18 protein-coding genes and 2 riboswitches are annotated in these 17,911 nt (G+C 60.4%); of the genes, 4 read left to right on the top strand and 14 right to left on the bottom strand.

Features of this window, described 5'->3' with window-relative positions:
• Positions 1-19: 19 nt before the first annotated feature.
• The 14 genes from rpsO to GH663_RS05545 form a co-directional block, all read right to left on the bottom strand.
• Positions 20-289: a 30S ribosomal protein S15 gene (gene rpsO, locus GH663_RS05610; protein ID WP_153130680.1), complete on the bottom strand. Its 270-nt coding sequence runs from the start codon at positions 287-289 to the stop codon at positions 20-22.
• A 103-nt stretch (positions 290-392) separates the two neighbouring features.
• Entirely contained in the window at positions 393-1,292 is a 900-nt protein-coding gene (gene truB / locus GH663_RS05605) for a tRNA pseudouridine(55) synthase TruB (protein ID WP_153130679.1), read from the bottom strand.
• Positions 1,293-1,300: 8 nt separating this feature from the next.
• A complete protein-coding gene (gene rbfA / locus GH663_RS05600) occupies positions 1,301-1,672 on the bottom strand; it encodes a 30S ribosome-binding factor RbfA (RefSeq protein ID WP_066879872.1) in 372 nt (123 codons plus the stop codon).
• Positions 1,672-4,401, bottom strand: coding sequence for a translation initiation factor IF-2 (gene infB / locus GH663_RS05595; protein WP_153130678.1), 2,730 nt, complete (start codon positions 4,399-4,401; stop codon positions 1,672-1,674). The genes rbfA and infB overlap by 1 nt, the downstream gene beginning before the upstream one ends.
• Before the next feature lie 16 nt (positions 4,402-4,417).
• Entirely contained in the window at positions 4,418-5,890 is a 1,473-nt protein-coding gene (gene nusA / locus GH663_RS05590) for a transcription termination factor NusA (RefSeq protein ID WP_153130677.1), read from the bottom strand.
• Positions 5,891-5,911: 21 nt separating this feature from the next.
• Positions 5,912-6,352 carry a ribosome maturation factor RimP gene (rimP, locus tag GH663_RS05585; RefSeq protein WP_066879866.1) on the bottom strand — a complete coding sequence of 147 codons (441 nt, stop codon included), beginning with the start codon at positions 6,350-6,352 and terminating at the stop codon, positions 5,912-5,914.
• Positions 6,353-6,479: 127 nt separating this feature from the next.
• The gene (gene rluB, locus GH663_RS05580) at positions 6,480-7,361 is read right to left on the bottom strand and encodes a 23S rRNA pseudouridine(2605) synthase RluB (RefSeq protein WP_439329154.1); all 882 of its coding nucleotides are present in this window, start codon (positions 7,359-7,361) and stop codon (positions 6,480-6,482) included.
• A gap of 124 nt (positions 7,362-7,485) precedes the next feature.
• Positions 7,486-7,968 (bottom strand): SMC-Scp complex subunit ScpB, encoded by a 483-nt coding sequence (gene scpB / locus GH663_RS05575; RefSeq protein ID WP_246181515.1) that lies wholly within the window; start codon positions 7,966-7,968, stop codon positions 7,486-7,488.
• A gap of 28 nt (positions 7,969-7,996) precedes the next feature.
• A complete protein-coding gene (locus tag GH663_RS05570) occupies positions 7,997-8,836 on the bottom strand; it encodes a segregation and condensation protein A (RefSeq protein WP_153130674.1) in 840 nt (279 codons plus the stop codon).
• A 1-nt stretch (position 8,837) separates the two neighbouring features.
• Positions 8,838-9,128 (bottom strand): lipid-A-disaccharide synthase N-terminal domain-containing protein, encoded by a 291-nt coding sequence (locus GH663_RS05565; protein WP_153130673.1) that lies wholly within the window; start codon positions 9,126-9,128, stop codon positions 8,838-8,840.
• Entirely contained in the window at positions 9,128-10,330 is a 1,203-nt protein-coding gene (locus tag GH663_RS05560) for a tryptophan--tRNA ligase (RefSeq protein ID WP_153130672.1), read from the bottom strand. The genes GH663_RS05565 and GH663_RS05560 overlap by 1 nt, the downstream gene beginning before the upstream one ends.
• Positions 10,331-10,336: 6 nt before the next feature.
• The gene (locus tag GH663_RS05555; RefSeq protein ID WP_153130671.1) at positions 10,337-10,990 is read right to left on the bottom strand and encodes a site-2 protease family protein; all 654 of its coding nucleotides are present in this window, start codon (positions 10,988-10,990) and stop codon (positions 10,337-10,339) included.
• A gap of 4 nt (positions 10,991-10,994) precedes the next feature.
• Positions 10,995-11,621 carry an L-threonylcarbamoyladenylate synthase gene (locus tag GH663_RS05550; RefSeq protein WP_153130670.1) on the bottom strand — a complete coding sequence of 209 codons (627 nt, stop codon included), beginning with the start codon at positions 11,619-11,621 and terminating at the stop codon, positions 10,995-10,997.
• Between the two features lie 4 nt (positions 11,622-11,625).
• Positions 11,626-12,465 (bottom strand): 3',5'-nucleoside bisphosphate phosphatase, encoded by an 840-nt coding sequence (locus tag GH663_RS05545; RefSeq protein ID WP_153130669.1) that lies wholly within the window; start codon positions 12,463-12,465, stop codon positions 11,626-11,628.
• 109 nt (positions 12,466-12,574) lie between these two features.
• Positions 12,575-12,664: riboswitch (glycine riboswitch) on the top strand.
• Between the two features lie 16 nt (positions 12,665-12,680).
• Positions 12,681-12,760: riboswitch (glycine riboswitch) on the top strand.
• Between the two features lie 76 nt (positions 12,761-12,836).
• Between GH663_RS05545 and gcvT the strand changes: the two genes are divergently transcribed.
• From gcvT to GH663_RS05525, 4 genes are all read left to right on the top strand, one after another.
• Positions 12,837-13,928 (top strand): glycine cleavage system aminomethyltransferase GcvT, encoded by a 1,092-nt coding sequence (gcvT, locus tag GH663_RS05540; protein ID WP_153130668.1) that lies wholly within the window; start codon positions 12,837-12,839, stop codon positions 13,926-13,928.
• A 23-nt stretch (positions 13,929-13,951) separates the two neighbouring features.
• Positions 13,952-14,338, top strand: coding sequence for a glycine cleavage system protein GcvH (gcvH, locus tag GH663_RS05535; RefSeq protein ID WP_153130667.1), 387 nt, complete (start codon positions 13,952-13,954; stop codon positions 14,336-14,338).
• A gap of 107 nt (positions 14,339-14,445) precedes the next feature.
• The gene (gcvP, locus tag GH663_RS05530) at positions 14,446-17,337 is read left to right on the top strand and encodes an aminomethyl-transferring glycine dehydrogenase (protein ID WP_153130666.1); all 2,892 of its coding nucleotides are present in this window, start codon (positions 14,446-14,448) and stop codon (positions 17,335-17,337) included.
• On the top strand, positions 17,337-17,879 hold the full coding sequence (locus GH663_RS05525; protein WP_153130665.1) for a DUF2946 family protein: 543 nt from the start codon (positions 17,337-17,339) through the stop codon (positions 17,877-17,879). Before gcvP ends, GH663_RS05525 begins: the two co-directional genes overlap by 1 nt.
• Positions 17,880-17,911 lie beyond the last annotated feature (32 nt).

Raw genomic sequence — 17,911 nt, 5'->3', positions numbered from 1 at the left:
TGCGTGGCTTCGTTCTGCCTTACTTGCGCAGACCGAGGCGGGTAATCAGGGTGCGGTAAGAATCAACATTCTTGCCCTTCAGGTAGTCCAGCAGCTTGCGACGCTGGGAAACCAGGCGCAGCAGACCACGACGTGAGTGGTGATCCTTGGTGTGTTCCTTGAAGTGCGGCGTCAGATCGTTGATGCGGGCGGTCAGCAGAGCGATCTGCACTTCCGGCGAACCGGTGTCGCCTTGGGCGCGCTGGAATTCGGCAACGATGCCGGCTTTGACTTCAGTGGTGAATGCCATTTCAAACTCTCTTTCATGGTTACGACGCCGCCCCGGTTTGATAGAGCCAGCGCCAGTTTAAAAAAACTTCCTGTTGGCGACAGGAAGCCTTGGAGTATATCAGTTAATCGGCCAATTGAACCAGGCGTTTCGGCCACAGACGTCCGCTCTGCCCCGGTTCGCCGATGCCGATCAGGCGGCTGCCCTCATAAACCCGGATCTTTCCGTCCAGGCCGGGCGGCAGATCAATCGGGTTACCATGCCGAAAACGCATGGCCGCCTCGCCTTCAACGCTCAGCACCGGCAGCGTATGCAGCAAGGCATCGACCGGCTGCAAATAGGCCAACCGTTCGCTTTCGTCGAGCGCCGCCAGTTCGGCCAGAGTTACCGATCCCTGCAGGCTCAGATCGCCGACCACAGTCCGCCGCAAGGCAGCCAGATGCGCACCACAACCAAGCACGGCGCCGAGATCGGCTGCCAGCACGCGAATATAGGTTCCCTTGCTGCATGCCACACGCAACGTCAGACTGTCGCCGGCAAACGCCAGCACCTCAAGGGCGTGAATGGTGACCGCTCGCGGCTCGCGCTCGACCTCGATTCCCTGCCGCGCCAGTTCGTAAAGCGGCCGGCCGTCGCGCTTGAGCGCCGAATGCATCGGCGGGATCTGCTGAATGTTGCCGGTGAACCGTGGCAGCGCCTTCAAAACATCCTCCGCCGAAACGTTGACCGCAGCAGTCGCCGTGATCGCGCCTTCAGCATCGCCGGAATCGGTGGTCACACCGAGCTTGAGGACCGCTTCGTAAGTCTTGTTGGCATCGAGCAGATCGGCCGAAAACTTGGTCGCCTCGCCGAAACACAAGGGCAGCAGGCCAGTCGCCAGCGGATCGAGTGTTCCGGTATGACCGCCCTTGGCCGCCGAAAACAGGCGACGCGCCTTTTGAAGCGCATCGTTGGAAGAAAGGCCGATGGGTTTGTCGAGCAAAAGAACGCCATCGACCCGTTTCCAGGTCTTTTTGACTTGCATGCGGAGAATTACTCTTCCGGCGTCTGATCGCTCAGCGCATTGGCCTGATCGATCAACAGCGACAAGCTGGCGCCGCGCTCGATGGAGTTGTCGTAAACGAAATGCAACTCGGGCAAGGTATGGATGTGAATCCGCCGCCCCAACTCACGCCGCAGGAAACCGGACGCGCGCTTCAGGCCACGCTCGATTTCCTCCAGATGCTCGGCATTGAGCGTCGCATAAAAAACCTTGGCATGAGCATAATCCGGGGTTAGTTCGACAGCCGTCAGGCTGATCATGCCAACACGCGGATCTTTCAACTCCGTACGAATCAGATCGGCAAGGTCGCGGCGCACCTGCTCCGCGACCCGATCACTACGCTGAAAACCTTTTTTCTTCATTACAGCGAGCGTGCCACTTCCTGAATTTCGTAGACTTCGAGGTGATCGCCTTCTTGAATATCGTTGTTATTCTTGAGCGACAGACCACATTCGAAGTTGCTGCGAACTTCCTTGACGTCATCCTTGAAGCGCTTGAGCGAGTCGAGTTCGCCATCCCACTGCACGACGTTGTTGCGCAACAGACGGATACGCGAATTGCGCTTGACGATACCTTCCAGGACGTAACAGCCGGCAATCGCGCCAACCTTGGAAACGTTGAATACCTGGCGAATCTCGACCATACCGGTAATCTGCTCGCGCTTTTCAGGCGACAGCATGCCGGACAGGGCGGACTTGACCTCGTCGACGGCGTCATAAATCACGTTGTAGTAACGGATATCGACACCGAAGGTTTCGGCCAGCTTGCGAGCACCGGCATCGGCACGGGTATTGAAGCCGATAATGACGGCACCGGAAGCCTGCGCCAGATTGACGTCGGATTCGGTAATGGCACCGACGGCACCGTGGATAACATTGACCCGGACTTCTTCGTTGGCCAACTTGGCCAGCGTCTGGACCAGCGCTTCCTGCGAACCTTGCACGTCGGCCTTGACGATCAGGGCCAGCGTCTTGACCTCGCCCTCTTCCATCTGCTGGAACATGTTTTCCAGCTTGGCCGCCTGTTGCTTGGCCAGCTTGACGTCGCGGAACTTGCCCTGACGGAACAGGGCGATTTCGCGGGCCTTCTTCTCGTCAGCCAGCACGATCGCTTCTTCACCAGCGGCCGGCACATCGGACAGGCCGAGGATTTCGACCGGAATGGACGGCCCGGCTTCGTTGATCGGCTTGCCGTTCTCGTCGAGCATGGCACGAACGCGACCGAAGACCTGACCGGCCAGCACGACATCGCCACGCTTCAGCGTGCCGGAGGTGACCAGCATCGTCGCCACCGCACCGCGCCCCTTGTCGAGGCGGGCTTCGATGATCAGACCCTTGGCCGGCGCATCCTTCTGCGCGGTCAATTCGAGAATTTCGGCCTGCAGCAGGACCTGTTCGAGCAGTTCGTCGATACCGGTGCCCTTCTTGGCAGAGACCGGCACGAACGGCGAATCGCCGCCGTACTCTTCCGGAATGACGCCTTCGGCAACCAGTTCCTGCTTAACGCGGTCCGGGTTGGCATCCGGCTTGTCGATCTTGTTGACTGCAACCACCAGCGGCACACCGGCCGCCTTGGCGTGGTGGATCGCTTCCTTGGTTTGCGGCATCACACCGTCATCGGCCGCGACGACCAGAATGACGATGTCGGTGGCCTTCGCACCGCGCGCCCGCATCGCCGTAAAGGCTTCGTGACCCGGGGTATCGAGGAAGGTGACCATGCCACGGTCGGTTTCGACGTGGTAAGCACCGATGTGCTGGGTAATGCCGCCAGCTTCACCGGCCGCCACCTTGGCGCGACGAATGTAGTCGAGCAGCGAGGTCTTGCCGTGGTCGACGTGGCCCATGACGGTGACCACCGGAGCGCGCGGCTCGAGCGGCACGTCCTTGTGTTCGACACCCTGAGTAACTTCAAGGAAGGCATCCGGATCGTCCAGCTTGGCGGCAACGCCCTTGTGGCCCATTTCCTCGACGACAATGATCGCGGTTTCTTGGTCCAGCACCTGATTGATGGTGACCATGGAGCCCATCTTCATCATGGCCTTGATCACTTCGGTGGCCTTGACTGCCATCTTGTGGGCCAGATCGGCGACGGAAATAGTCTCCGGAATATGCACTTCCCGGACAACCGGCTCGGTCGGCGCCTGGAAGCTGCCCTGGCCGTCATCGCCGCCCTTGCTGGCGTGCTTCTTGTGACCATGGCGGCCATCTTTCCACGAAGTACCGACATCGGAACCACGGGTCTTGATGCCCGGCTTTTTCTTGCCATCATCGGCCCGGCCGTTGCCGGCCTTCTTGCCCGGGGCATCCGGCTTCTTGTGCAGCGTACCCTTTTCGGCCGGCGCTTCCTGAGTCTTCGCCTGGGCAGCAGCCTGCTGCTTGGCTTGCTCGGCTTCCTTGGCGGCAATGGCAGCGGCTTCGGCCTGCTGACGCATGCGCACCAGTTCGGCCTCACGCGCCTGCTTCTGCTTCAGTTCGCGTTCCTGAATTTCACGCAACTGGCTGTAGCGACGCGCTTCCTGCTCGCGTGCCTTGAGCTCCTTCTCGCCAATGATCGCGGCACGATCAAGAACGACCGGTGCGGGCTTTTCGACGACAACTTCGGCCGGCGCTTCGACAACCGGCTCGACGACTTCTTCGACGACCGGCTCGGGAACGATCTCGACCACCGGCTCAACGATCGGCTCCGGCTCGGGAATGACTTCCGGCTCGGGCACGATCTCGACGATCGGCTCGACCACTGGTTCGGCCAGCGCCGACAGATCAGCAGCATCGGTCACAGCTTCCGGGTGCTCACCCAGTTCGCGCTTGACGAGGACACGTTTCTTGCGGACTTCAACCTGAACGGTACGGGCCCGACCATGCGCATCGGTCGCCTTGATTTCCGAGGTCTGCTTGCGGGTCAGCGTGATTTTGGTCTGCGACTCGTCACCATGCGCCCGGCGCAGGTAATCGAGCAGACGCGCCTTGTCCTGATCGGTCAGGGAATCGTTGCTACCAGCCTTGCCGACACCGGCCTTGCCCAATTGCTCGAGCAGGGCCGCGACCGGCATTTTGAGTTCAACAGCAAATTGCGAAACAGTTGTTGCGGACATACTTCCTACCTCCCGCTCACTCAAACCAGTGAGCACGTGCCTTCAGAATAATTTCCTTGGCACGCTCTTCGTCGATGCCGGTCATTTCCGTCAGTTCATCTACCGCCAGTTCAGCGAGATCATCCCGCGTCTTGACGTCGTGACTGGCCAATTTTGCGGCCAGCTCCTTGTTCATGCCTTCCAGACCCATCAGGTCGTCGGACACATTTTCCAGCTGCTCTTCCGTGGCAATCGCCTCGGTCAGCAGCACGTTACGGGCACGGTTACGTAGCTCGTTAACGATTTCCTCATCCAGCCCCTCGATTTCGAGCATTTCGGCCAGCGGCACATAGGCCACCTCCTCCAGCGTCGAGAAGCCCTCTTCGATCAGCAGATCGGCCAGTTCTTCATCAATATCCAGCTTTTCCATGAAGGTAACGCGGGTCACCGCGTATTCCGCCTCGGAACGCTTGGCCGACTCGTCCTGCGTCATCAGGTTGATGGTCCAGCCGGTCAGCTCCGAAGCCAGGCGAACATTCTGACCGCTACGCCCGATGGCGATGGCCAGGTTATCTTCGTCGACGACGACATCCATGACATGCTTTTCCTCATCAACAACGATCGAGGAAACCTCAGCCGGCGACAGGGCGCCAATCACGAACTGGGCCGGGTCAGCCGACCACAGCACGATATCGATGTTCTCACCGCCGATTTCGTTACGCACGGCAGTGACGCGTGAGCCGCGCAGACCGACACAGGTACCGATCGGATCGACGCGCGGATCATTCGACTTGACGGCAATCTTGGCGCGCATGCCTGGATCGCGGGCACAGGCTTTCAATTCCATCAGACCATCGGCAATTTCCGGCACTTCCATCTCGAACAGACGGATGACAAATTCCGGCGCCGTCCGTGACAGGATGATCTGCGGACCACGGGCATTACGGTCAATACGCAGCAGGTAGGCGCGAATGCGGTCACCGACGCGCAGATTTTCCTTGGGGATCATCTGATCGCGCGGCAGCAGGGCTTCGATCTTGCCGGCTTCGACAATGGCGTTGCCGCGCTCCATGCGCTTGATGGTGCCGGAGACGACATGCTCCTTGCGATCCAGGAAGTCAGCCAGAATCTGCTCACGCTCGGCGTCGCGGATTTTCTGCAGGATGACCTGCTTGGCCGCCTGCGCACCAATCCGACCAAAGTCGATTGGCTCCAGAGCCTCTTCGAGCGTATCGCCGGCCTCAATCTCCGGATCGTCCTTCTGGGCGTCGGAGAGTGGCACCTGCAGGTATTCATTGACGTATTCGTTGTCGGCTACGACCTGCCAGCGACGGAAGGACTCGAAGTTCCCGGTATTGCGGTCAATGGAGACACGAACATCGGCCTCGTCATGGATACGCTTCTTGGTCGCCGAAGCGAGCGCCAGTTCGAGGGCGCCAAAGACGATTTCCTTGCCGACGTTCTTTTCGCGGGCCAGTGCATCGACCAGCAGCAACATTTCACGGCTCATGGGCTAAAACCTCCTAGTCCTTCAGTCGAATCGCGGCACGAGACGTGCCTTTTCGATGTTATTAAATTCGAGTTCCACTTCATCTTTTTCCAGGCGCAGGCCAACCTTGCCATCCTTGCAGCCAAGCAACTCGCCCTGAAAATTGCGGCGGCCACCATGCGGAATGCGCAACTTGATCTGGATATCCTGCCCGGCGAAGCGCTCGAAATCTTCCGCCTTCTTGACGACGCGATCCAGGCCCGGCGAGGAAATTTCCAGCCGGTCAAAATCGATGTTCTCGACTTCGAAGACGCGCGACAACTGGTTGGAAACCTTGGCGCAATCCTCGACATCAATCCCGCTCTCCTTTTCAGGGAGATCGATGAAGACGCGAATCGTTCGACCGCGCGGCGACATCTCGACATCGACGAGTTCATAACCCAGACCGACCACGGTCGTTTCAAGCAGCGTGTTTAAATCCATAGCCACAAATAAAAAATGGGCGAAACGCCCACCTCAAGAAAGAAGATGCCTCGCCAGAAACGACGAGAGGAACAAACCCGTGAATTATAACGAGTTTACTCCTCCCCGTAAATGAACCCAGCCGACTTTATGCGTTCTCGGAAAGCTCGGCCGCCGGTTTCAGCGATTTCTCAAGTTCGCGCATAAAATGCTTGACTTCCATCTCTTCCAGCTCGCGCACGCGACCGCGTTTCAGTTGCGGCGGCAGGCTGAACGGGCCGTAACGCACACGAATCAGGCGACTAACCGTGCAATTGACCGCCTCGAACATCCGGCGCACTTCACGATTGCGACCTTCAAAGATCGTCACGTGATACCAGTGATTGGCCCCCTCGCCACCGCGGTCTTCCAGGCTGGCAAAACTGGCCGGCCCGTCCTCCAGTTCGATGCCGCCCAACAACAGCTTTTTCGATTCCTCGGTCAACTCGCCCAAGACGCGAACAGCGTATTCGCGAACCAGTTCCGAACTCGGATGCATCAGCTTGTTGGCCAACTCGCCCGAGGTCGTAAACAGCAGCAGGCCGGAGGTATTGAAGTCGAGACGCCCGACGGCAATCCAGCGCCCGCCCCGAATCCGCGGCAGCGCGCTGAAGACCGACGGCCGACCATCCGGATCATCGCGCGAAACGATTTCACCCTCCGGCTTGTGATACATGACGACGCGCGGCGTCTTGGTCGTCGTAAAGCGCAAATTGACCAGGCGACCGCCGATCTTGACCTTGTCGGTCGGTATCACGCTTTGCCCCAGCTGCGCCGTGACGCCATTGACACTGATCCGGCCAGCAGCGATCCACTCCTCCATTTCGCGCCGCGAACCGATGCCCGCCTGGGCCAGCACCTTCTGCAAACGCTCCGGCTTGGATTCGAGCAAGGCCTTGCCGTTGCGGCCGACGGTGCCGCGATTGGCCCGCCCCGACTGCGGCCCCAAGCGCTGGCGTTTCGGCTTGGCAGCCGGCTCGACAGCCGGCATCTCATCGGCACCGTGCTGCGGTGCTTTGCCGCGCACAGCACCCCGCTTGCGGTCGACGCCGTTTTCCAGGCGATTTTCGGGACCGCCCTCGCCCTTGGCGGGCGATTGACGGAAAGGCGTACGTTTATTTTTCATGGTTCAGCTCCAGTGTCTGGCTGATTTGTTCGAGCGGCGGCAGTTCGCTGACGCTACGCAAGCCCAGATCATCAAGAAATTGTTTGGTCGTGGCAAACAGTGCCGGCCGACCGGGCGTCTCGCGATGCCCGACAACGTCGATCCAACCGCGTTCTTCCAGTGTTTTGACAACATTGCTATTGACCGCCACCCCGCGGATTTCTTCAATGTCGCCACGGGTGACCGGTTGCCGGTAAGCAATGATGGCCAGCGTTTCCAGCATCGCCCGCGAGTACTTCGGCGGCTTTTCCGGATTCAATCGTTCAAGGTAAGGCAGGTATTCGGCCCGCGTCCGAAAACGCCAACCGGAAGCAAGCTGGATCAGTTCAACCGGGCGTTTGGCATACTCGGTGCGCAACTGGTCAAGCAATTTGCGTAAGGTGTCAGTCGACAACTCGTCATCGAACATCTTGCGCAACTCGAGCGGCGTCATCGGCTCGCGGGCGGCGAGCAGCGCCGCTTCAAGCACCTTCTTGACCAGGCTCGGTTCCACCTTGATGCACTCTCACGTAAATGGGCTGAAACGCCTCGGTTTGGGTAAATTCGACCAGTTTTTCACGGGCCAACTCGAGCATGGCGAGAAAATGCACAACCAGGCCGGGCGCGCCCATCGCCGGATCGAACATGGTTTCAAACTGGACAAATCCGCCACGCTCCTGCAAAAGGCGCAGGATAATGCCCATATGTTCGCGAACCGACAACTCTTCGCGACTGATCTTGTGATTCTTGGTCAGCTTGGCCTGGCGGACGATACTCATCCAGGCTTCTTTCAAATCCTCGACCGAAACTTCCGGCAAGCGGACATACAGCGATTTTTCGACCAGAGTTTCGACCCAGAAGAACTCGCGCTCGGCCTGCGGCATTTCGTTCAGCTTCTGGCCGGCAAGCTTCATCTGCTCGTATTCCATCAACCGACGAACCAGTTCGGCACGCGGATCTTCGCCATCGTCACCCTCACCCAGCTTCGGGCGCGGCAGCAGCATGCGCGACTTGATCTCGATCAGCATTGCCGCCATCACCAGATACTCGGCCGCCAGTTCCAGATTACTGGCCTGCATGCCGTCGATGTAGTCAAGATATTGCCGGGTCAGCGGCGCCATCGGAATATCGAGGATATCGACGTTGGCCTTGCGAATCAGGTAAAGCAGCAGGTCGAGCGGCCCCTCGAAAGCATCGAGCATGACTTCGAGGGCATCCGGCGGGATGTACAAATCCTGCGGCAGAGTCTGCATTGCCTCGCCGTAGATGCGGGCAACAGGGACGAAAAGCTCTGCCTGAGGGGCGTCCACCGCAAGATTCATGTCACGAGGCGGCCGAACGGCCCTTGCCTCTGTAGTGCAGATGCAGATTGCGCAGATATATTACGACCGGTAGTGCCTGACCGAAAATGAACACCGGATCCTTGCGATGAATGGCATAGATTACCAACACCAGACTGCCAGCCAGACTGAAATACCAGAAGGCGACCGGGATGACGACCCGCTTGGCCTTCTCGCTACTCCACCACTGGATGACGAAGCGCATCATGAACAGCGCCTGGCCGCCAAAACCGATGCCGATCCAGATCAGGGACTCCCAGTCATAGCCGAACATCAATGGTATTCCAGCCCCATCGATTCGCGGACATCGCGCATCGTTTCGCGGGCCAGTTCACGGGCCTTCTCGCAACCATCAGCAATGATGTTCTTGACCAGCGTCGGATCATCCAGATAGATCTGGGCCCGCTCGCGCATCGGTGCCTGCTCCTTGAGGATGCCCTCGATAACCGGCTGCTTGCATTCGATGCAACCAATGCCGGCCGTCTTGCACCCCTGCTGCACCCATTCCTTGGTGCTGTCGTCGGAATAGACCTGATGCAACTGCCAGACCGGGCAGCGCGCCGGATCACCCGGATCGGTGCGGCGGACGCGGTTGGTGTCGGTCGGCATGCTGCGCACCTTCTTGGTCACCGACTCTTCGGATTCGCGCATGGTGATCGTGTTGTGATACGACTTGGACATCTTCTGCCCATCCAGCCCGGGCATCTTCGATTCTTCGGTCAGCAGGTAGCCCGGCTCGACCAGGATCATCTTGCCGGTCCCTTCCAGGAAACCGAACAGGCGCTCGCGGTCGATCGCAGACATGTGCTGGATTTCGTTGAGCATGGCCTTGGCCTGCTCGACGGCTTCCTTGTCGCCGTTCTGCTGGAAACGGGTCCGCAACTCTTCGTAGAGACGCGCCTTCTTGCTGCCCAGCTTCTTGACCGCTTCGCGCGCCTTGTCCTCGAAGCCGGGTTCACGGCCATACATGTGATTGAAGCGACGGGCCAGTTCGCGGGTAAATTCGACGTGCGGAATCTGGTCTTCACCCACCGGCACCTTGTCGGCGCGGTAGATCAGGATGTCGGCACTCATCAGCAACGGATAGCCGAGGAAACCATAGGTCGTCAGATCCTTGCCGGCCAGCTTTTCCTGCTGATCCTTGTAGGTCGGCACGCGCTCCAGCCAGCCGAGCGGCGTCATCATCGACATCAGCAGATGCAGTTCGGCGTGCTCCGGCACCTTGGACTGGATGAACAGCGTCGCCTGGTTCGGATCGACCCCGGCCGCCAGCCAGTCGATCACCATGTCCCAGGTCGCTTGCTCGATACCCAGCGGATTGTCGTAATGCGTCGTCAGGGCATGCCAGTCGGCAACGAAGAACAGGCAGGGATATTCATGCTGGAGTTTGACCCAGTTCTTGAGAACCCCGTGGTAGTGGCCAAGGTGGAGAGCGCCGGTGGGGCGCATGCCGGAGAGAACACGTTCTGCGTACATAGTCGATCAGTAAAGTCCAAAAATGGATTCGATAGTCCGCGCGGCAAAAATCACCAGCGGATTCATAACGGTGCCGAGGATACCGGTGAACAACAACACCAGCAAAATCGGGAAGCCCCAAGGCTCAAGCTGGGCGAACTTCCAGGCCAGTTTGTGCGGCAGCAGGCTGACAGCAATCCGTCCGCCATCGAGTGGTGGCAGCGGCAGCAGATTGAGCACCATCAGCACACAATTGACCATGATGCCGATCTTGCTCATCTCGGAAAGCGGCAAGGTGAAATCGTTGCCGGGCATCAGCCAGGCAAGCTTGAGCATGCCAGCCCAGCACAACGCCATGAACAGGTTGGCGCCCGGCCCGGCCGCCGCGACCCAGAGCATGTCGCGCTTCGGGTTGCGCAGGCGACCGAAATCGACCGGCACCGGCTTGGCATACCCGAACAGAAAGGAACCGCCAGAAAAAAGCAAAATGGCGACTGGAATAACAATGGTGCCCCACAGGTCGATATGGCGCAGTGGATTAAGGCTGATGCGCCCCAGTTGCCAGGCAGTCGGGTCGCCAAAATGGCGGGCCGCGTAGCCATGCGCCGCCTCATGCAAGGTGATTGCAAATATCACCGGCAAGGCGGCGACCGCCAGCGTCTGGATCAGGCTTTCGAGCATCGCTTCAATCGAGTCCGAACGGGGTCAGCGAACCGCGCCCGGCGCGAACCAGTTCCGGCGCAGGGCCGGTCAGGTCGATCACGGTAGTCGGCTCGGTACCACAGCCCCCCGCATCGAGAATCAACTCTAGCTGGTCTTCCAGGCGATCCTGAATTTCCCAGCCTTCGGTCAGAGGCAACTCATCACCCGGCAACTGCAATGTCGTCGTCAGCAGCGGTTCATTGAGTTCTTCCAGCAGCGCCAGAACCACCGGGTGGTCGGGCACACGCAGGCCGATGGTCTTGCGCTTGGGGTGCATGACCCGCCGCGGCAACTCCTTGGTGCCTTCAAGAATGAAGGTATAACTACCCGGCGTCACCGCCTTAAGCAGCCTGTACTGGGCATTATCGACGCGGGCGAAATGGGCGATTTCCGAGAGATCGCGCACCATCAGCGTCAGATGATGCCGATCATCCACCTGGCGAATCTGGCGGATACGCTCCAGCGCCTCCCGGTCACCAAGATGACAGCAGAGCGCATAGCAGGAATCGGTCGGCAAGGCGACGATGGCGCCATTGCGAATGAATTCGGCCGCCTGCGCGAGTAATCGCTGTTGCGGCGTATCCGGGTGAATATTGACGATGCGGGCCATAAATTTAACGAATCAGACGCCAGACCGGCTTCAGGTCTTCCGGCAGTTGCGGCAATTTGCCGAGATCGACATAGCTTTCCTGCGGCCCGTGGAAATCGGAACCGCGTGAAGCATGGAAGGCGTAGTGCCGAACCAGTCGGGCGAAATGCATTACATGGTCGGGCGAATGGCTGCCACAGGTCACTTCGATCCCTTGCCCGCCCAACTCCTTGAAAGCATCGAGAAACTTGCGCATGTCGCCACCGGACATCTTGTAACGTCCTGGATGGGCCACCACCGCCACGCCGCCGGCCGCATTGATCCAGCCAATGGCATCGGCCAGCGTCGCCCAGCGGTGGTCGACATAACCCGGCTTACCCGGCGTCAGGTAATACTGAAAAACCCCGGGCACATCGCGGGCGATGCCGATCGACACCATGTAGCGGGCGAAGTGGGCCCGGGAAATCAGGCTGGGATTGGTCGCATAACAGAGCGCCCCTTCGTAAACACCTGGAATATTGATTGCCGCCAGCGCCTCGCCCATCCGCTTGGCGCGTTCGATGCGACCAACACGCAACTCCTCGAGGCCGTTCTTCAGCCCCGGATGCTCGGCATCGAAGCCAAGACCAACGATGTGGATCGGCACGCCCTGCCATTCGATGGAAATCTCGACGCCATTGACGAAGGCCATGCCGCTTTCCTCCGCCACTGTCTTGGCCTCGGTGAGGCCGCCCAGATCGTCGTGGTCGGTCAGTGCCCAGAGGTCGACACCATTGGCCGCGGCTCTTTTTGCCACCTCATGGGGCGGCAGGAGCCCGTCGGAGACGGTGGAATGACAGTGGAAATCAAAGTTGACTGGCGTCACGGTACTGAATGCAAGGTAAATGCGGAGTTTATCATGAAGGCCCTGGCCGCCCGGCTTCCATTGTGCGGCGCAGCAGGTTGATTAGATGCCGGCATCCCGTTATAGTGCCTTCCGTTCCATGGGAGAGCGCAGATCAAGTCTGCCGCCGAAGGCGCAATTTCACCCGAAAACGCTCAGGTAAAAGGACCATGGAACCGGACGAATTGCATAAATTCAGCCGAAACTCTGGAGAGCGGCGTAAACAGCGCCCACCGATGGGGCAAATCTCTCAGGTATCGAGGACAGAGGGGTGAAACGCAAGATTCGTTCTTTCGTTTCACCCCTTTTCCGTTTCTAGAACCGACGTCATAAAACGTCAGTAAAGGATTGATATGCTGAAGCAAACGGTTTTGAACGCAGCCCACCGCGCAATGGGCGCCCGGATGGTCGATTTTGGCGGTTGGGACATGCCGGTCAATTACGGTTCGCAGATCGAGGAGCACCACGCGGTGCGTACCAACTGCGGCATGTTCGATGTCTCGCACATGTGCCCGGTCGATGTCGTCGGCGCCGATTGCCGTGCTTTCCTGTCCCGCCTGGTCGCCAACGATGTCGCCAAGCTCAAGGTCTCCGGCAAGGCGCTCTACGCCGCCATGCTCAACGAGGCCGGCGGCGTCATCGACGACCTGATCATCTATTTCCTGACCGAAACCCGCTTCCGCATCGTCGTCAATGCCGGTACCGCCGAGAAGGACCTGGCCTGGATGCAGGCCAAGGTCGCCGAATGGAAGCTCGACGTGACCATCACCCAGCGCCGCGATGGTGCAAACGCCCTCGGCATCATCGCCGTGCAGGGCCCGAATGCCCGCGCCAAGGTCTGGGAAGTCCTCCCCCAGGCCAAGGCCGCAATTGCCGACCTGAAGCCTTTCTTTGCTGCCGAAGTCGACCAGTACTTCATCGCCAGCACCGGCTACACCGGTGAAGATGGCTACGAAATCATGCTGCCGGCCGGCGAAGCCGAAGCCATGTGGAACAAGCTGAATGCTTCCGGCGTCGCCCCCTGTGGCCTCGGCGCCCGCGACACGTTGCGCCTGGAAGCCGGCATGAACCTCTATGGCCAGGACATGGACGAGACGGTTTCGCCGCTCGACGCCGGTCTGGCGTGGACCGTTTCACTCAATACCGAGCGTGATTTTGTCGGTAAAGCTGCGTTGACCGCAGCCGGCCAGCAAAAGCAGTTCCTCGGCCTGGTCCTACTCGACAAGGGCGTGCTGCGCGGCCATCAGAAAGCCATCACCGCTCAGGGTGAAGGTGAAATCACTTCCGGCAGCTTCTCGCCGACCCTGCAGCAATCCATCGCCCTCGCCCGTCTGCCGCTCGGCGTGCAGGTTGGCGACGAGGTCGAAGTCGACATCCGCGGCAAGCTACTCAAGGCCAAGGTCGTCAAACCCGTATTCGCCCGCAACGGCAAGGCAGTCATTTAATTACCCCCATTCAGGAGAAAAGCATGTCCAACGTCCCCGCCAACCTCAAGTACGCCGCCTCCCACGAATGGATGCTGCTCAACGCTGATGGCAGCGTCACCGTCGGTATCACCGACCACGCCCAGGAAGCCCTCGGCGACTTGGTTTTCGTCGAGCTGCCGGAAGTCGGCGCCCATTTTGACGCCGAGAAGGAAATCGCCGTCGTCGAATCGGTCAAGGCCGCCGCCGACGTTTACGCGCCGATCGCCGGCACCGTCACCGAAGTGAACCAGGCTGCCGCCGATGCGCCTGAGTCTGTCAATCAGGACGCCTACGCCGCCTGGCTGTTCAAGATGACGCCGGACAACGTCGCCGACCTCGACAAGATGCTCGACGCTGCTGCCTACCAGGCCGTCGCCGACGCCGCCTAAGCGCTGCATGTCGCTCCCGCACCAGCGGGAGCCCAGAACGATCAAACCACTGGATTCCCGCCGCTGCGGGGATGACGTCTTCACGTATTTCTCATGCAAGGATTTCCATGCCGTTGAATCTTCCCCTTTCAGCCCTGGAGCAGCACGACGAGTTCATCGACCGCCATATCGGCCCCTGCCCCACTGAAATTGCCGCCATGCTGGCCGCCATCGGTGCCGACAGCCTCGACCAACTGATCGACCAGACCGTGCCCGCCGCCATTCGCCTGCCGGCCGACCTGGCGCTGCCCGCCCCGCAGCGCGAGCACGAAGCGCTGGCGACGCTGAAGGCCATCGCCAGCAAGAACGTCGTCAACAAATCCTGCATCGGCATGGGCTATTACGACACGTTGACGCCCAAGGTCATCCTGCGCAACGTCATGGAAAACCCGGGCTGGTACACCGCCTACACGCCCTACCAGGCTGAAATCGCCCAGGGTCGCCTGGAAGCCTTGATGAATTTCCAGCAGATGGTGGTCGACCTGACCGGCCTGGAGATCGCCAACGCCTCGCTGCTCGACGAAGCCACTGCCGCCGCCGAAGCGATGACCATGGCCCGCCGCGTATCGAAGTCGAAATCCAACCGCTTCCTGGTCGATGCCGCCTGTTTCCCGCAGACCATCGACGTCGTCAAGACCCGGGCCGGCTATTTCGGTTTCGAACTGGTGATTGCTGCGGTCGACAGCGTCAAAGACGAAGAATTCTTCGGCGCCCTGCTCCAGTACCCGAACGACAACGGCGAAGTCCGCGACCTAAGCGCCATCATCGCCGGCCTCAAGGCCAAGGGCGCCACGGTGGCCGTCGCCAGCGACCTGATGGCCCTGCTCCTGCTCAAGTCGCCCGGCACCATGGGGGCCGACATCGCCCTCGGTTCCAGCCAGCGCTTCGGCATCCCGATGGGCTTCGGCGGCCCGCACGCCGCCTTCTTCGCCACCCGCGAAGCTTTCGTCCGCTCGATGCCGGGCCGCATCATCGGCGTCTCCAAGGATGCACGCGGCAATACCGCCTACCGCATGACGCTGCAGACCCGCGAGCAGCACATCCGCCGCGAGAAGGCCAACTCCAACATCTGTACCTCGCAGGTGCTACTGGCCAACATGGCCGGCATGTACGCCGTCTATCACGGCGCCGAAGGCCTGCGTACCATCGCCGGCCGCATCCACCGCCTGACCGCCATTCTGGCCGAAGGCCTGAAGCGGGCCGGGGTCAGCCTGCTGACCAAGCAGTTCTACGACACCGTGCATTTCGACCTCGGCGCCCGTGCCGAAACGGTTTATCACGATGCGCTGGCCGCCGGCTACAATCTGCGCCGCGTCTCGGCCGGCGTGCTCGGTGTTTCCATCGACGAAACGACCAGCCGCCACGACGTCGCGACGCTGTTCAAACTGATCAGCCAGGTCACGCTCGACCTGGACCTGATCGACGCCCAGGTGGCTGCGGCTGATCCGACCCTGCCGGCCGAACTGATCCGCAGCGACGCCGTGCTGCAGCACCCGGTGTTCAACACGCATCACACCGAACACGAGATGCTGCGCTACCTGAAGTCGCTGCAGAACAAGGACCTGGCCCTCGACCACTCGATGATCTCGCTCGGTTCGTGCACCATGAAGCTGAACGCGACCAGCGAGATGATCCCGGTCACCTGGCCGGAATTCGGCGGCCTGCACCCCTTCGCGCCGCGTGACCAGGCGGTCGGCTACCTGGAAATGATCGCCGGCCTGACCGAATGGCTGAAGACCGTCACCGGTTTTGACGCCATCTGCATGCAGCCGAACTCCGGCGCCCAAGGCGAGTACGCTGGCCTGGTCGCCATCGACCGCTACCATGCCAGCCGCGGCGAGGAACACCGCAACGTCTGCCTGATCCCGAAATCGGCGCACGGCACCAACCCGGCAACCGCCCAGATGGCCAACATGAAAGTCGTCGTGGTCGATTGCGACGAAAACGGCAATGTGGACGTCAGCGACCTCAAGGCCAAGGCCGAAGAGCACAAGGACGACCTGGCCTGCCTGATGATCACCTACCCGTCCACGCATGGCGTGTTCGAGGAAGCGGTCAAAGACATCTGCGCCATCGTCCATGCCAACGGCGGCCAGGTGTACATGGACGGCGCCAACCTCAACGCCCAGGTTGGCCTGACCGCGCCCGGCTTCATCGGCGCCGACGTCAGCCACATGAACCTGCACAAGACCTTCGCCATCCCGCACGGCGGCGGCGGACCGGGCATGGGTCCGATCGGCCTGAAGGCGCATCTGGCACCGTTCATGGCCGACCACGCCGTCCAGCCGACCGGCGACGCCAACCGCGTCAATGCCGGCCAGGGCGCGGTGTCCGCCGCGCCATTCGGCTCGGCCTCGATCCTGACCATTTCCTGGATGTACATGGCGATGCTCGGCGGCGCCGGCGTCAAGAAGGCAACGCAAGTGGCCATCCTCAACGCCAACTACGTCGCGCAGCAGCTGAACGCCCATTACCCGGTGCTCTATACCGGCAAGAATGGCCGCGTTGCCCACGAGTGCATCCTCGACATTCGCCCAATCAAGGCGGCCACCGGCATCGCCGAAATCGACATCGCCAAGCGCCTGATGGACTACGGTTTCCATGCGCCGACGGTATCCTTCCCGGTCGCCGGCACGATCATGGTCGAGCCGACGGAATCCGAATCGAAGGCCGAACTGGACCGCTTCATCGCAGCCCTTATCAGCATTCGCGAGGAAATCCGCCAGATCGAAAATGGCGTCTGGACGGCCGACAACAATCCGCTGAAGAATGCCCCGCATTCCCAGGCGGACGTCATCGATGCCGACTGGAAGCATCCGTACAGCCGCCAGCAGGCCGTCTTCCCGCTCGCCTGGGTGGCGGCCAACAAGTTCTGGCCGAGCGTCAATCGCATCGACGATGTCTATGGCGACCGCAACCTGAACTGTGCCTGCCCGCCGATGGAAGCGTACGCCGACTGATGACCGTCGATCTCTCTGCCATCGCCAAGTGGCCCAACGTCCCCGCCTGTTACGACTGGTTGTCGCTCGACCGGCGGGGCGATTGGCGCCTGCAGGGAGAGCGCGTCACGCACAGCGGCCTGATTCAATTCATCAACCGGCAGTACGGTTGTGACGAATCAGGCTGCTGGTTTGTGCAGAATGGCCCGCAACGGGTTTTCGTTGCGCTGGCCTACACCCCCTGGATTTTTCGTCGCGAAGCCGACTGCTTGGTCAGCCACACCGGTGAGGCGGCCGGCACGGCCCAGGCCATTTACCTCGACGAGGATGGCAGCCTGCTGCTGGAGACGGCACTCGGCATCGGCCTGCTCGACGACCGCGATCTGCCCCGGTTTCTCGCCGAATGCCGGATGCTCGATGGCCAAGCAGTGGACGATCCAGCCTTCATCGCCCTACTGGAAACCGGCCAGGGCGACATCGCCTGGCAAGGACTGCCGATACAGACCATTGCTGCGGTCGACCTGCCCAAACGCTACAAATTCAACCCTGCCCCCAAGGCCTGACTGGCTTTCTTATTGATTGACTGGAAAAGCAG

Source organism: Dechloromonas hortensis (assembly GCF_009469765.1).
GTDB classification, from domain to species: domain Bacteria; phylum Pseudomonadota; class Gammaproteobacteria; order Burkholderiales; family Rhodocyclaceae; genus Azonexus; species Azonexus hortensis.
The sequence above is the reverse complement of the archived record's forward strand: the minus strand, read 5'-3'. Positions and strand labels throughout refer to the sequence as shown.